Source organism: Sphingomonas sp. M1-B02, from assembly GCF_026167525.1.
In the GTDB taxonomy this organism is placed as follows: Bacteria; Pseudomonadota; Alphaproteobacteria; order Sphingomonadales; family Sphingomonadaceae; genus Sphingomonas.
Genome location: NZ_CP110679.1, coordinates 433,020 through 446,102, shown reverse-complemented (window position 1 = coordinate 446,102; position 13,083 = coordinate 433,020). Strand labels below are relative to the sequence as shown.

Sequence of the window (13,083 nt, the reverse complement as noted above, 5' to 3'; positions counted from 1 at the left end):
AGACGCACTTCGGGGTCGCCCGGAGGCTAGGTCCTTCCGAGCAGCAGTTCCTCGACGCGGAAAACCAGTTGGTCGGGGTCGAACGGCTTCTTCATATAGGCCGTCGCACCTTCATACATCGCCAGATCGACGTCGCTTTGGCTGCGCCGACCGGTCAGGATGAGGACTGGGGTGGCCGCGAATTCCATGCGATTGCGCATTTCCCGCAGCACGATGATCCCGCTCGCTTCGGGCATGTTGCAGTCGAGAATGACCATATCCGGACGCTTCGCCACGATCGCGCGCCAGGCGTCGCCACCATTGTCGACCGCACCGACGATATGTCCCTCGGCCAGAAGTGCCTCTCGAACGACTTCGCGCACCAGTTCGTCGTCGTCGGCAATGATGATATAGGCCATGTAACTTCCTTGGAATAACCGCGCCGCCGACGGTTCGTGCAGAACCCGCCCCGCTTCAGATCTTCTTCCTGCGCCAGTCATTTTCGCTCAGCATGGCGGCGACCCGCCGAACCAGCTCCTCGGGGGCGAAGGGCTTGACTAGATAGTCGTTAGCGCCCGCCGCCATCGCCCGCTCGATATCCGCCCGGCTGCTACGCGCCGTGAGCATCAGCACGGGAGTCAGGTAGATCGCAGGAATCCGGCGCATCTGCTCCAAAATCTGGACGCCATCCATTCCGGGTACGCCGCAATCGAGGATGACCAGTTCGGGCTTCTTGAAGGCGACCGTCTCGAACGCGAGCGTGCCGTGGCCAATCACGCCGATCAGGTGGCCCGCCTGCGTGAGGATATCTTTGACGATATCGCCCATCAGAGCGTCGTCCTCTACATATATGATACGCGCCATGTCTCAGTCTCCGGAGACCGATTCCTACACAGAATGCACGCCAAGTCACTGACTTCGACGCATTCTCGGCGCAGCTTAGGTATAAGTGCGGAGCCGCCTGCGCAGAGCGAAAGCTCGATCGCCAGGCAGGACGGCCCTGCCCGCCAGCACCAGGATTCGACTCCGACCACCCAGGGAATGTGAATGCCCGCCTGGGCGGGGACGATCTTGCGGCGCTCTGCAGAGGTGCGGGGATGCCTTAATGGCGCCCGGCTACAGGGCCTCCACAGCCACGAACCGGATCAGCGCAACGGGGTGATCCGCTGCGGCGGTCCTCCGCCGCCGGCACAGATCCACTCGTTGGCCGCGCCGACGAAACAATAATGCGAATTGACGATCCGGCGACGCTCAGCCTGCCCGGGCGATTGCTCGCACACCACATAAGTGCTGGAGACCGGGTACATCACCGCGTTCACCGGCGCGCCGCTGTTGACGCGCACCGCGCCATAGCCGGGCTGGTTGCCGACGGTGTTGCGGATCGGAGTGCCCACCTGGAACGCTTCGAACGTCACGCCATACCAATAAGGCGCGCGAGTCTGCATCGTGTAGAGATCGGCGATCCGGCGCTTGAACAAGGCGGCCGAGGCCGGCGTCGCGCCCGAAACCGGCCCGGTGTAGGCGGTGCGCCCGCAGGGCCCGGTCAGCCCTGCCGCTGCCGGTGCCGCAGCGGCGGCGGCAGGTGCCGCGGCGCCCGCCGCTTGCGGCCCGACGCGGATCTGCGCGGCGGTCAGCCATGGCAGGCCCTTGGCGTCGCGGACTCTGTTGACTGCCTTGAGCAGGTCGCCGCAATCGGTGGTGGAAACGTTGCTCGCCGCCCCGCCATTCTTCCACTCGACGATGTCGCACAGCGTCCAATCATATTGCGGGTGCTTCACCGACTTGAGAACTTTAAGGGTCTGGCCGATTCCCGTTTCCAGGATTGCGCCCACCGGCAGATAGACCAGCCCTGATTGGGCATAAGCGGACGGCACCCCGGCAAGGGATACCGCGACCAGCGGCACCGCCGCCATGGTTGCGCGGATCATTGTGGTGCTCCCGGATCGGTGGCAGGCGGAAGTGCCTCCGCCCCGGGCGCAGGTGCGCTTGCTGGTGCGGGGGGAGCGTCGCTCAGCGCAGCAAGCTCCTCCGCCTCTTTGACGCGCGCCTCGCCCGCGGCGATCTGAGCAGCGTTCATCCAGTTCTTGATGCTCGCCGCTCCGCCATTCTTCCAGAGAACGAACGCGCATTCGGTTTCGCGGCTCACGCGTTCCGGGCGGCATTGCAGGATCTTCACGGTCTGACCAATGCCGGTTTTCACTACCTCGCCGGGCTGGAAGACGCGCTCGGCCTCCTGCGAGAGCGCGGAACCCGCAGGGCAAAGTGCGGCTGCGCATGCGACGAGCAGAAGCGGGACCCGGCTCATTGTGTCCACACCCGGAAGCTGCCGGCATCATTGCCGATCATCGATGCGCCGTCGGTACCGATCAGCGGGTAATAGGTGCCGTTGCGCAGCGCCATCTGGACGCCGTTCTTGGTAACGATCTGCGTGCCTTGGCGCGGCAGGGTTATCACCTTCTTTCGATAATAGGGATATTGGGGGCCATTATTATTGTCCCAGGGCGCGCAGCCCCAAAGAAAGATGTTTACCACGCCATTGCATCCGGTTCCGGCGCTGGCTGGCGTAGCGACGCAGGCGGCAAACCCCGCGGCTGCGATCCCTGCCAGGCGTACGTTGATCGCGAACATGAGCATTTCCTTTCGCTTCGGTGGGCGGGCGTCCGCCGATCCTCGCGATCCTAGAAAGAGCCAGCCGCAAGTATTGGATATTTCGGCCAGGCGCTTCAGTCGCGGGGCAGGCGCGCGCGACCTTTGACCGCTAAGCGATGGCGAATACATGCGCCATACGGTGAGTTGCCATGCACCAGATTAGAGCCCGTCGTGACCCAACTAGCTATGCTGACCAAGAGCGATGCCGCGGTGCGCCACCGCATCGGGCTTGCCACGCGCCCCGCGGCCGGTATCGCGCCCCGGTCCAGCTCGCGATTTGCATGGCGAGACTAATACGAGCGTGCACCGGTCAACAATGACGTGACCGGCTTCGCTGGCAGCGGATCTATCGCGTGCAGGCCCTGCGCAGCCGCGCCCAGCACCTTACTGCGTTCGCTAAGACCGGCAGTAAACACCGGCTTTCTTAGCATAGCGAACTGGTGCGGCGTCATCCCCAGGAAAGCATGTGAATCACGAATAAAGTGCGAAACGTCGGTATATTGCTCCGAAATCCCAGCGTAACCGGGCTTCTTCTCATCATCCAGTACGCTCAGCAGCGATCTCAGAAAGCGGCTGCGCCTCAGCAATAGTTTAGGCGAAAAGCCAAAGTGCCGTCTCGACAGCCGGCGCAACCTCGCCGGCTCCAGCCGTAATACGGATCGAGCCGTTTCGATGTCCCCGACGCGTTCGTCGATGACGACCCCCACCAGATCGCGAAGCAATCCTTCGTCTCGGTTGGCGGGACCGATCGCACCTTCAAAGAAGGCATCAAGCATGGGTGCTATCGGATGCGACAGATCTACCGAATCGAGGAGTGCCACGAGTCGGTCGGAGTGCGCAGCTCCCAAAAGCGCGCCAAGCGGTACGACGCGGTCGGCGACGTCCTCGGCGGCAACGTCGAAAAGCCGAGACCAGCCGATCGGGCTGATACCGATGCCGACACTGGCACCTGCGTCAATTGACAGCTTAGTTGCGAAACTGCTGGCTCCCGCGACCGTCGCCCGCGGCATTTCGCGGTAATGATTCCGACGGGTTATGATTCTCGACCCTCCGCCGTCGAGCGTGACGCGAATATAGGGGTTGCCGGGAAGCAGCCAGTCGCCGTGCCCACCAGCGGGAACGCGGCCCGCGCGGATGACGTGATAGCCAGTAATGAAAAGACTGATCGTCGGGCTAGCTGCTTCATACCGAACCAATAGATCAGTCGGCATCGATCGTCCCGCCTCGTTCTTCCTGCCACGAATACAGTAAAGCAAGTCCTGCCTAAGTCAAAACGCTTACGTCGCGTCCCTGCTATCAAGTGCCCGCTTTCGGGGGCAGGCGTCGGCACCCGGATCGGCAACGTTTGTGGCGGATAGCTGCCCTACCCTGCCCCGCCGACCGCTTCACTGACGGCATTGAACGCCCTGCTCGCCTACCTGTTGTCGGAATTCACCTTCGCCGCTGTTCGGGGCTACCGGCATTGGGGCGAGGATGCGGCGGTGGCAGGTCGGTGGAACCCCTGATGTCGCCTAGTCGTTGGGGGCGTGCGGGGTAGATAAAAGGCCAAGCTTATGTCTTCCACCGACTTTCTTTCCTCCCTCAACTTGATGACACTTGTGATCGTCGTGATTGTGGTTGCCATTGGCTTTGCGTTTTTCCTTCGCAAGCGTCGCAATCGCCATCCCTTGGACGGACAGGAGGAGCGAAACGTCGCTCGCGATCTCGATGCCGGGAAGAGCGCCCCGGACCACCTTCCACCATCCTGACGGCTGGCGGCGAGGATGCCGATATAGGTTCCGATCCGGTCGGCCGCGCTCCTGCCCGACGACTGGGTCGGCCTCTAGTTGCCGCTCGATGGACGACCGGTGTGAAGTCGTCACATGCGGGCGATTCCGCTCAGATCTCGACCCACAGGTTGAGAGGGATGCGGCGGTTGCCCCAGAGCAGACCTGTGGCGAAGCTGTCGACACGCGCGTCGATGCGCACTGCTGCCAAGCTGCCATAGCCGGCCTCGCCGCGCGGATTGATCCACCATCCGGCGGATCCGTCCCACAGTTTCACGTGATCGTCGCCGACGACCACTGCGTTGCCTTCATGGTAGATCGCGTCGCCATCGATCCAGTGATCGGACACATCGCCCTTGCCCCAGCTCTCGCGCCAGGATGCCGCGGCATCGGCGCTGTAGCGCTGGATGAACTGCGCGCGGAAGGCGCGGAGTCCCCGGGCGACGAACGCTTCCTGCGCAATCGCGGCATGCACGCCGCAATCGACGATCTTGGCGTCGACCGCTTCGCACCAGTGGATCGGCCAGGCCGAAGGACCCCAGGCCGAATGCTCGCGCATCCAGCGAGGGCCGGAGAGAATGTCGCCGCCGTTCAACTGCGCGAAATCATAGGCGATCAGCCATTCGTGCGCGATGTCGCAACATGCCTTGCCGTGGTGCGAGATATGGCTGTTGGGAAAATGCTCCCATTTGCCACCCGGCGATGCGATGGGCGTGGCGAGCATGAAGCCTTCGCCGGCAAGCTGCTCGGAGGTGCGGACGTCCGCCCGCTTCGCCTTATCCTCGACCAAATACATAAGACATGCTCCTGTCATAACCGCCGGCATCGCAGAAAATCAGAAGGTCGCCGGCGCGGGTGCCTTCGGGAAGCTGGACGTTGGAGGCGATGATGTCGTGCTCCATGCACAGCCGCCCCATCAGATAGGTCTTGCCGCGGCCGATCGGCTGCAACGCGCCGGTCTCGCCGCACTGGCGGACCATCCGGTGCGGCTGCCAGAAGTGCATCGGGATTTCGGCGATCGACGCGTCGACCACCGCCTCGATCATGTCATCCTCGTGCTCCTGGATTTCGAGCACGCGCATTGCCAATGCCATCGACGGCTGCGCCATCGCCTTGCCGGGCTCGGACGCGATCTGGCGGACGGCGGGAAGCATCGCGCGCACCAGTTCGGCGGCATGCGCGATCTTAGAGGTTTCGTCGGCATGCCAGTCGTCGGGATACCAGCCGCCGCCCATATCGAGCATCTCGATCGTCCGCCCGCTCAGCCGCTCGATCGAGCGGCACCAGCGCAGCATCGATTCGAACAGATGCCACCACTGCGCGACGCCGACATGGCTGCTCGCCATGTGGAAATGCACGCCGAACTTGCTGTCGGTCGGCAGCCGCTTCACCGCCTCGATCAGCTTGGCGAAGGTGGTCGGGCTGTCGAGCGGAATGCCGAAGCGCGAGGTGATGTTGGGGGTACGGATGCGGATGCCGATATGCCTGGCCGACATCTCGCCCGCTTCCACCGCGGCAACCACCCGATCGAGATCGGCGACGCTGTCGCAGAATACGGCATGCATCGTCTCGCGTGGCATCAGCCCCTCGGGCCACCATTTGCCGGGGCCGTTGAGGATCACCTGATCGGGGCGGAAGCCGACTTCGAGCGCGGTCTGGACTTCGCCCAGGCTGATCGCCTCCGCGTAAAAGCCATTGTCGAGCGCCAGCTTGATCAGGCGCTTGTCGGGGTTGGTCTTGATCGAATAGCCGCTGATCACCTCGACATCGTCGGTGCTCAGGCGGCGCGCGCGCTCGGCGGCGCTGGCGAACAGCGCCTCTGCCGTGCTTTCCATATAGATATACTGCGGCGTCTGCATCGCGCCGAAATCCTGCGCGCCGATATCGGCGACATAGGTCTCGGGCAGCGCGGACACCGCGTTGGGCGCCGGCGATCCTTCGGGCGCGAGCGCCACGTCGAGCATGTCTGGATCGATCTTGTGCAGCCGCGCGGCGAGCGCAGTGAGACCAGAGGGATGTTTCATCGAATGGCCGACCGCGCCCGCGAACGGCTCGGGGAGCGGTGGCAGCGGGTAATCGGCGCGCACCGGCACTTCGAGGACGACGCGGGTGAATTCCGCCGACTGGGCAGGCACAGGCTGCGCCCGCACGCCGGTGGCGGCCTGCACCAGCAATGCCGGCAGATTGTGGCCGGCGATCGTCGCGCCATGTACCCAGGCCGGGAAGCGCGGGTTCATCTCGATCAGCCAGAGCTGGTCGGACGCATCACGCACCATTTCGAGCTCGCCGCCACCGGTCCAGTTGGTGTCGCGCACCATCCGCCGCAGCGGCTCGAGGAATTCAGGCGGGACGTCGGAAACGTCGCCCGCCCAGGTCTTGCCCTCGGCGGTGACGTCGCGCTTGCGCATGCTGACCGCGCCGAGCAGCTCGCCTTGATAGGCGGAGAGCATGACCGATTCCTCATAGCCGCTGACATGCGCCTGGAGGAAGAGTTTCTCGGTCGACCAGACCTTGCTCAGCGCATTGCGCACCGCGGTGAAGGCATCCCAGGTCGGGGTGCGCGAGGCATCGTAATAGGGTCCCTTGAGCCACACGCGCCAATCCTGCGCGCGGCAGAAAGCGTGGAGATCCCAGTCGCTATGCTCGGTCGAGAGATAGGTCGGGATGCGCACCGGGAGGCCGGAGGCGGCTTCGACCACCGGCTTGGTGATCCGCTTGATCCCGGCCATCGGTGGCGCGAGCAGATTGGCGTGACCATCGGGGAACACGCTCGCAAGCCACATCGCCTCGAGGTCGCTGCCCGAAATCCACAGGCCGCCGGCGTCGAGGACCTCGCGGACCCTTTGGCCGTAGCTTTCGAGGTCGAGCTCGCCCCAGGGGCGCTGGATCCACAGATCATCGAGCTCGTCGAAATGGATGCCGGAGACGCCGTTCGAATATTCGACGCCGACGATCGTCGCGTCGGGATAGCCCTGCCGCAGCGACCGGACGATGCCCACGCCGGGCTGGGGATTGCCGCCGGCGTAGAGCCCGCTCACGAAGATTTTCATAGACGTTCCAAAGGTGACGCCAAACGCTCCCAAAGCGATGCTTCGGAGACAGTCGTTCAGCAGCGAATGAACTAGCCAATCGGCTTATTTAAAGAAAAATTGGATCGCGCTTTAACCGGGATTAAATTGTGCAAAAATACATAGATAACTCAAATCAATGCCGCTGCGGTCGAAACGGCTAAGCGCATCGGCGATGACCGATGCCGACTATCCCAGCTACAAGGACACCGACTCCTTCATCGATGTGCAACGTCTCAAGTCGCTCGATGGGTTCATCACGCAACGCTTGCGCGAGCGGCTGGCGGCGGCGAACGACCGGCACTTCTATACCGGGCCGTTCCTGTTGGACGACGACGCGCCCGACCGGCCGGGATCGCGGATGATCGAGCTGACCCGCTCGCGCGAGCCCGAGGACTATTACGATCTCGATCGCACCGAGATCTGGGAGCCCACCGCCGAAGCCGAGCATTTTGCGCCGCTGATGGATTTCATCGCGACGCTGCCCTTCGCCGCGACCGGCCGGATGCTCATCCTGTACGATCCCAGCGGCGGCGCGGTCTCGGCGCATAAGGACCATGACAGCGCCGAACTGTGCCACGAATTTCTCTGGATGCGCACCAATCTGCGCAAGCCCTTCTACATGCTCGACCCACCAAGCGGCGCGCGCGCTTATGTTGGAGGACACTCGGCCTGGTTCGATACGGTGAACCAGTTTCACGGCGCCGACGCCAGCGACGGGCTGTCGTTCAGCATTCGCGTCGACGGCGTGTTCGACGATGCCTTCCGCAGGCGCATTCCCTTCCCCAGCGAGAATCGATCGTCGGCGCCGAGCCTATGGGCAAAAGCGGGCTAAGCGGGATCTCGAGCGGTCGATCGATCCGGCGCCGAACCCTCGGGCACCGGTCCGTCCGCGTCGGGATCGGGGGAATGCTTCTCCATTGCGCCGCTGGCTTCCGCAAAGGCGGTGCCAGACGATTCCTCGACGAGGAGCGGCCCGGCCTGCGTCTCGATGGAGCGGCGCAGTTCGGGATGCGGCGTCCCACGATTTTCGGTGCGTTCGCCGGCCAGCCCCTGGGGCGCCTGACCCTGCTTGTCGTCCTCGCCGCTACCGTCCAACGGCATGCCGGTTCTTCTGTCGGTCATTGAATCTTCCTCGCCACCGCGCCCTAACCAGCGCTAGAAGCCAAGGTTCCGATCCGGTAATATTGCCAACGTGGTATAATGATCCAGTATAATATTCAGCGCGTCGCCGATTGGCCAATAAATAAGGCGTGAGGCGTCCATGACTGCAGGTAGAATTTGAGAATAACCTGAGTTAAATATTGGAACCTATTCATGAAGCCCTCTGTTTACGCCGGACTAGAGGGAGCTTTTTCATGAAACATCTACTTATCTGCGTGAGCGCCGCTGCGCTTGTTGCCGGCTGCGCGCCGATGAACACCGACAGCGGCGCGAACATGCCCGCCGACGCGATGCCGACCGATGCGATGGGCTATGTCGCCATGGCTGGATCGAGCGACCTGTATGAGATCGAATCATCGCGGCTGGCGCTCCAGCGCGCACAATCGCCCGCGGTGCGCCAGTTCGCGCAGATGATGATCGACCATCACACCATGACGACGCAGCAGGTGATGCAGGCCGCGCAGGCGGCGGGCATGACCCCGCCGCCGCCGATGCTGATGCCGCCGCAGCGGGCGATGCTCGACGAACTGCAGCCCGCGACCGGCGCTGCGTTCGACCGGATGTATCTGGGGCAACAGCGCACCGCGCACGGCATGGCGCACGCCTTGCATCGAAACTATGCGCAGAACGGCGATACCCCGCAGCTGCGCCAGACCGCGACCGCCGCCGTCCCGATCATCCAGCGCCATATCGATCAGCTTCGAACGCTTTCGGCCAACTAAGTCGCGTCGATGCGGGGGATGGTCGGCGGGCCGCCTTCCGCGTCGATCGAAGGGCGTCGCCCTGCGCGGACGTGAGAGGAACTTGCATGCTGGCGATGGACTATCGCGGACCCTATCGCGTCCGCCTCACCGAAAAGCCGATGCCCGAACTCCTGCACCCGCGCGACGCGATCGTCCGGGTGACGCGCTCGTGCATCTGCGGCTCGGACCTCCATCTCTATCATGGCTTGGTGCCCGATACGCGGGTGGGCATGACCTTCGGCCACGAATTCTGCGGGATCGTCGAGCAGCTCGGCCCCGAGGTCGAGAATCTGAAGGTCGGCGACCATGTGCTGGTGCCGTTCAATATCGCCTGTGGACAATGCCATTTCTGCCAGCAGGGGCTGTACGGCAATTGCCACGAATCCAATGCCCAGGCGACTGCGGTCGGCGGCATCTACGGCTATTCGCACACTGCAGGCGGCTATGACGGCGGCCAGGCCGAATATGTCCGCGTGCCCTACGCCGATTTCGGCCCCACGCTGATCCCCGACTGGATGGACCCCGACGATGCGGTGCTGCTGACCGACGTCGTACCGACCGGGTACCAGGCCGCCGAGATGGGCGGCATCCAGAAGGGCGACACCGTCGTGATCTTCGGCGCGGGACCGATCGGGCTGATGGCGGCGCGCTGCGCCTGGCTGTTCGGCGCGGGCCGCGTGATCATGTTCGACCTGCTCGACTATCGCCTCGAGTTTGCGAGGACCTATTGCCCGGCCGAAGTCTATAACTTCAAGGAGGTCGACGATGTCGTGGTCTTCATGAAGAAGACGACCGACGGGCTCGGCGCCGATGTCGCGATCGACTGCGTCGGCGGCGATGCCAAGGGCAATTTCCTCCACACCTTGTTCGGCACCAAGCTCAAGCTCGAGGCGGGCTCGGCGATCCCGCTCCACTGGGCGATCAATTCGGTCAAGAAGGGCGGCATCGTCTCGATCGTCGGCGTCTATGGCCCCACCGGCAACATGGTCCCGGTCGGCAATGTCGTGAACAAGGGGCTGACGATCCGCGCCAACCAGGCGTCGGTGAAGCGGCTGCTGCCGCGGCTGATCGAGCATGTCCGCCTGGGCAACATCGATCCCAAGGGAATGATCACGCATCGCGTGCCGCTGGAGGATGTCGCCGACGCCTATCACATCTTCGCGGCCAAGCTGGACGGCTGCATCAAGCCGGTGCTGGTTCCCAATGGCGCATGATCAGGAGCGGACGATGAATCTCCCCGTGAAGAGCGAGGGCCGCAATCTGCTGGATACTTCCGGCATCATCGGCTGGGGCGTCGACGCCGACCCCCGGAACGACCCCACCTACCCGATCCGCGACCGCGCGAACGATCCGGGACTGACAAAGAATTGGGTCCGCCCGCCGGTCCAGCAACCCGCTGTCGAAATCCTCCAGTCGATCGAGCATATCCGCCAGCCCGCAGTGGTCGGCACGTCAACCCCGCCGAGCGGGCTCAGCGGAATGATGCGCCGGCTGGCCTTCCGCTGGAGCGAGTCCAACTGGATCCACTGGCTGCTCCTGCTCGGCGCAGACCGGGTGAATGTCGTCGAGGGCGTGGTCGACGACCTCGCCCATGCCCGCATCCCCAATATTCCGGCCGAGATGGGCATCCGTTCCGAACTCGCCTTCAACAAGACCGGCTTTGCCAAGAAGGTCGCCGTCGCCGGCCTGCTTTCGGCATTGGTCGCAGGCGTGCTGATCGCTCGTCGCGCACCGGCGGCCGAGCGGCCTTCTTCGGGCGACTGACGGAGCGGCGCAGATGCAGAAGTCCGAGGAATTTATCGGCGCACTCGCCCGTCCTTCCAACGGCGCGGCGCCGCCATGCGCCGATGCGCAATCTCCCCCGATCCCGAAGCCGCGCGACGTGCCCTATCCGGGGCAACTCGCGCTCAACATCGACGCGACAGACACCGATCGCGGCATTCTGCATGGCCATCTGACGCTCCCGGTCGCCGGACCCGGGCCGATGGTCCTGCTCTATCCCAAATGGATGCCGGGCTATCATTCGCCTCAGAATCCGCTCGAGCTGTTTGCGGGGCTCCAGATCATGGCCGGGGAAGTTCTGCTCGATTGGCGGCGCGATCCGGTTGAAGTCTACGCCTTTCATATCGACGTGCCCGGTGGCGTGGCGGCGCTGGAGGTCGACTTCCAGTTCCTCTCTCCCTCGACTTCCAATCAGGGCGACGTCGTCGTCACGTCGGATCTGTCGAACCTGCAATGGGGCCGGATGCTGCTCTATCCGGCCGGCTATTATTCGCGCGGCATCCAGATCCGAGCGACGCTTGTCTTGCCCGAAGGGTGGATGTTCTCGACTGTGCTGGATGCGCGCACCGAAGACGGGCCGACGGTCGAGTTCGAGCCCGTGCCTCTCGACGTTCTGGTCGATTCGCCGGTAATGGCCGGCCGCTTCGCGCAGGAGATCCCGCTCGACGGCGAAGGCACGGTGAGGCTGAGCCTGTACGGCCATGACGGCGCCGACCTCCAGGCTTCGTCCGGGCAACTGGCGCTCAAGACCGCGCTCGTCGATCAGGCAACGCAGCTGTTCGCATCGCGCCATTACGATCGCTACCGCTTTCTTGTCGCGCTCAGCGAAGAGCTGGGCGGGGGCGGAGTCGAGCATCATCGCTCGGCCGAGATCGTCGTCCCGCCCGATTATTTCCGTGAATGGGACGCCAATCTCCCCAAGCGCGACGTGTTCGCACACGAATTCATACATAGCTGGAATGGCAAGTTCCGCCGCGCCGCCGATTCCTGGGCACCCAGCTTCGAAGAGCCGATCCGCAACGACCTGATGTGGGTCTATGAAGGGCAGACCCAATATTGGGGGCATGTCCTCACCGCGCGCGCGGGGCTTTGGTCGACCGACATGGCGTTGCAGGCGCTTGCCAAGGTCGCCGCCACCTATGATGTGCGGCCCGGCGGCCTGTGGCGGACGATGGCCGATACGACGCGCGATCCGGTGATCGCCAGCCGTGCGCCCCTTCCCTGGCCCAGCTGGCAGCGCAGCGAGGATTATTATTCCGAGGGCCAGTTGCTGTGGCTCGCAGTCGATACGCTGATCCGCGAGCGCTCTGGTGATACGCGCTCGCTTGACGATTTCGCCGCCGCCTTCTTCGGGGTGGACGATGGCAGCATGGTCACCCGCACCTATGATTTCGGCGACGTCGTGCGGACCCTCGGCGGCATCGTCGATCATGACTGGGCGTCGCTGCTCACCCACGAACTGCGCAGCCGCAAACCTGGCGCGCCGCTCGAAGGACTGGAGCGCGGCGGCTACCGGCTGGTCTATCGCCGTTATCGCAACGATTTTTGCAAGCGATACGACGCCTTGGCGCAGCAGCTAGACATGCGCTTCTCGATCGGCCTCAACATCGGAGCCGACGGTACGATACAGGAGGTAATGTGGGGCAGCGCGGCGTTTCACGCAGGACTGACTTCCGGTGCAAGAATCGAACGAGTGCAGGGCGACGAATATGACGCGCGCCGGATCGGCAAGGCCATCGACGCAGCATGTGACGGCGCTCCCCTTCATCTGAGGGTGCGGGCGCGACCGCAGGCGAGGCCGCGCGATATCGCAATCCTCTATCATAGCGGCCATCGCTTCCCGCATCTCGAACCCGTGGCTGGTGCGCGTGCGCGGCTCGACGAAATTTTTGCGCCCCGCTGATCTGTCGTCGCTGCCTCGGCCGCTCATCA

At 63.8% G+C, this 13,083-nt stretch carries 15 protein-coding genes; 6 read left to right on the top strand and 9 right to left on the bottom strand.

Annotated elements, in window-relative coordinates:
* Window positions 1-26: 26 nt before the first annotated feature.
* From OKW87_RS02230 to OKW87_RS02205, 6 genes are all read right to left on the bottom strand, one after another.
* Window positions 27-398 carry a response regulator transcription factor gene (locus OKW87_RS02230; protein WP_265541960.1) on the bottom strand — a complete coding sequence of 124 codons (372 nt, stop codon included), beginning with the start codon at window positions 396-398 and terminating at the stop codon, window positions 27-29.
* 55 nt (window positions 399-453) lie between these two features.
* On the bottom strand, window positions 454-843 hold the full coding sequence (locus tag OKW87_RS02225) for a response regulator transcription factor (RefSeq protein WP_265541958.1): 390 nt from the start codon (window positions 841-843) through the stop codon (window positions 454-456).
* A gap of 281 nt (window positions 844-1,124) precedes the next feature.
* Entirely contained in the window at window positions 1,125-1,907 is a 783-nt protein-coding gene (locus OKW87_RS02220; protein WP_265541956.1) for a hypothetical protein, read from the bottom strand.
* On the bottom strand, window positions 1,904-2,284 hold the full coding sequence (locus tag OKW87_RS02215) for a hypothetical protein (RefSeq protein WP_265541955.1): 381 nt from the start codon (window positions 2,282-2,284) through the stop codon (window positions 1,904-1,906). The genes OKW87_RS02220 and OKW87_RS02215 overlap by 4 nt, the downstream gene beginning before the upstream one ends.
* Complete coding sequence (locus OKW87_RS02210) at window positions 2,281-2,607, bottom strand: hypothetical protein (protein ID WP_265541953.1); 327 nt, start codon at window positions 2,605-2,607, stop codon at window positions 2,281-2,283. Before OKW87_RS02210 ends, OKW87_RS02215 begins: the two co-directional genes overlap by 4 nt.
* 311 nt (window positions 2,608-2,918) lie before the next feature.
* A complete protein-coding gene (locus OKW87_RS02205; RefSeq protein ID WP_265541952.1) occupies window positions 2,919-3,839 on the bottom strand; it encodes a hypothetical protein in 921 nt (306 codons plus the stop codon).
* Window positions 3,840-4,181: 342 nt separating this feature from the next.
* Here OKW87_RS02205 and OKW87_RS02200 point away from each other — a divergent pair, with 342 nt between their 5' ends.
* Window positions 4,182-4,376, top strand: coding sequence for a hypothetical protein (locus OKW87_RS02200; RefSeq protein ID WP_265541950.1), 195 nt, complete (start codon window positions 4,182-4,184; stop codon window positions 4,374-4,376).
* 130 nt (window positions 4,377-4,506) lie between these two features.
* Here the strand turns inward: OKW87_RS02200 and OKW87_RS02195 are convergent, their stop codons facing one another.
* Together OKW87_RS02195 and OKW87_RS02190 are read right to left on the bottom strand one after the other, a co-directional pair.
* Window positions 4,507-5,190 (bottom strand): hypothetical protein, encoded by a 684-nt coding sequence (locus tag OKW87_RS02195; protein WP_265541948.1) that lies wholly within the window; start codon window positions 5,188-5,190, stop codon window positions 4,507-4,509.
* On the bottom strand, window positions 5,171-7,444 hold the full coding sequence (locus OKW87_RS02190) for an ATP-grasp domain-containing protein (protein WP_265541946.1): 2,274 nt from the start codon (window positions 7,442-7,444) through the stop codon (window positions 5,171-5,173). Before OKW87_RS02190 ends, OKW87_RS02195 begins: the two co-directional genes overlap by 20 nt.
* Window positions 7,445-7,637: 193 nt before the next feature.
* Between OKW87_RS02190 and OKW87_RS02185 the strand changes: the two genes are divergently transcribed.
* The gene (locus OKW87_RS02185; protein WP_265541944.1) at window positions 7,638-8,297 is read left to right on the top strand and encodes a hypothetical protein; all 660 of its coding nucleotides are present in this window, start codon (window positions 7,638-7,640) and stop codon (window positions 8,295-8,297) included.
* On the opposite strand, the gene OKW87_RS02180 is transcribed toward OKW87_RS02185, so the two are convergent.
* Window positions 8,294-8,587 carry a hypothetical protein gene (locus OKW87_RS02180; RefSeq protein ID WP_265541942.1) on the bottom strand — a complete coding sequence of 98 codons (294 nt, stop codon included), beginning with the start codon at window positions 8,585-8,587 and terminating at the stop codon, window positions 8,294-8,296. The two genes, OKW87_RS02185 and OKW87_RS02180, sit on opposite strands and share 4 nt — an antisense overlap.
* 233 nt (window positions 8,588-8,820) lie before the next feature.
* Between OKW87_RS02180 and OKW87_RS02175 the strand changes: the two genes are divergently transcribed.
* The 4 genes from OKW87_RS02175 (at window position 8,821) to OKW87_RS02160 (ending at window position 13,054) form a co-directional block, all read left to right on the top strand.
* Window positions 8,821-9,348: a DUF4142 domain-containing protein gene (locus OKW87_RS02175; RefSeq protein ID WP_265541941.1), complete on the top strand. Its 528-nt coding sequence runs from the start codon at window positions 8,821-8,823 to the stop codon at window positions 9,346-9,348.
* A gap of 86 nt (window positions 9,349-9,434) precedes the next feature.
* On the top strand, window positions 9,435-10,583 hold the full coding sequence (locus OKW87_RS02170; protein ID WP_265541940.1) for a zinc-dependent alcohol dehydrogenase: 1,149 nt from the start codon (window positions 9,435-9,437) through the stop codon (window positions 10,581-10,583).
* Window positions 10,584-10,596: 13 nt separating this feature from the next.
* On the top strand, window positions 10,597-11,133 hold the full coding sequence (locus OKW87_RS02165) for a hypothetical protein (protein ID WP_265541938.1): 537 nt from the start codon (window positions 10,597-10,599) through the stop codon (window positions 11,131-11,133).
* Between the two features lie 13 nt (window positions 11,134-11,146).
* The gene (locus tag OKW87_RS02160) at window positions 11,147-13,054 is read left to right on the top strand and encodes a M61 family metallopeptidase (RefSeq protein WP_265541937.1); all 1,908 of its coding nucleotides are present in this window, start codon (window positions 11,147-11,149) and stop codon (window positions 13,052-13,054) included.
* Window positions 13,055-13,083 lie beyond the last annotated feature (29 nt).

Excerpts from the sequence above, each read along its gene's own strand:
- OKW87_RS02230 (WP_265541960.1), bottom strand. The coding sequence starts at position 398 with ATGGCCTATATCATCATTGCCGACGACGACGAACTGGTGCGCGAAGTC.
- OKW87_RS02225 (WP_265541958.1), bottom strand. The coding sequence starts at position 843 with ATGGCGCGTATCATATATGTAGAGGACGACGCTCTGATGGGCGATATC.
- OKW87_RS02220 (WP_265541956.1), bottom strand. The coding sequence starts at position 1,907 with ATGATCCGCGCAACCATGGCGGCGGTGCCGCTGGTCGCGGTATCCCTT.
- OKW87_RS02215 (WP_265541955.1), bottom strand. The coding sequence starts at position 2,284 with ATGAGCCGGGTCCCGCTTCTGCTCGTCGCATGCGCAGCCGCACTTTGC.
- OKW87_RS02210 (WP_265541953.1), bottom strand. The coding sequence starts at position 2,607 with ATGTTCGCGATCAACGTACGCCTGGCAGGGATCGCAGCCGCGGGGTTT.
- OKW87_RS02205 (WP_265541952.1), bottom strand. The coding sequence starts at position 3,839 with ATGCCGACTGATCTATTGGTTCGGTATGAAGCAGCTAGCCCGACGATC.
- OKW87_RS02200 (WP_265541950.1), top strand. The coding sequence starts at position 4,182 with ATGTCTTCCACCGACTTTCTTTCCTCCCTCAACTTGATGACACTTGTG.
- OKW87_RS02195 (WP_265541948.1), bottom strand. The coding sequence starts at position 5,190 with ATGTATTTGGTCGAGGATAAGGCGAAGCGGGCGGACGTCCGCACCTCC.
- OKW87_RS02190 (WP_265541946.1), bottom strand. The coding sequence starts at position 7,444 with ATGAAAATCTTCGTGAGCGGGCTCTACGCCGGCGGCAATCCCCAGCCC.
- OKW87_RS02185 (WP_265541944.1), top strand. The coding sequence starts at position 7,638 with ATGACCGATGCCGACTATCCCAGCTACAAGGACACCGACTCCTTCATC.
- OKW87_RS02180 (WP_265541942.1), bottom strand. The coding sequence starts at position 8,587 with ATGACCGACAGAAGAACCGGCATGCCGTTGGACGGTAGCGGCGAGGAC.
- OKW87_RS02175 (WP_265541941.1), top strand. The coding sequence starts at position 8,821 with ATGAAACATCTACTTATCTGCGTGAGCGCCGCTGCGCTTGTTGCCGGC.
- OKW87_RS02170 (WP_265541940.1), top strand. The coding sequence starts at position 9,435 with ATGCTGGCGATGGACTATCGCGGACCCTATCGCGTCCGCCTCACCGAA.
- OKW87_RS02165 (WP_265541938.1), top strand. The coding sequence starts at position 10,597 with ATGAATCTCCCCGTGAAGAGCGAGGGCCGCAATCTGCTGGATACTTCC.
- OKW87_RS02160 (WP_265541937.1), top strand. The coding sequence starts at position 11,147 with ATGCAGAAGTCCGAGGAATTTATCGGCGCACTCGCCCGTCCTTCCAAC.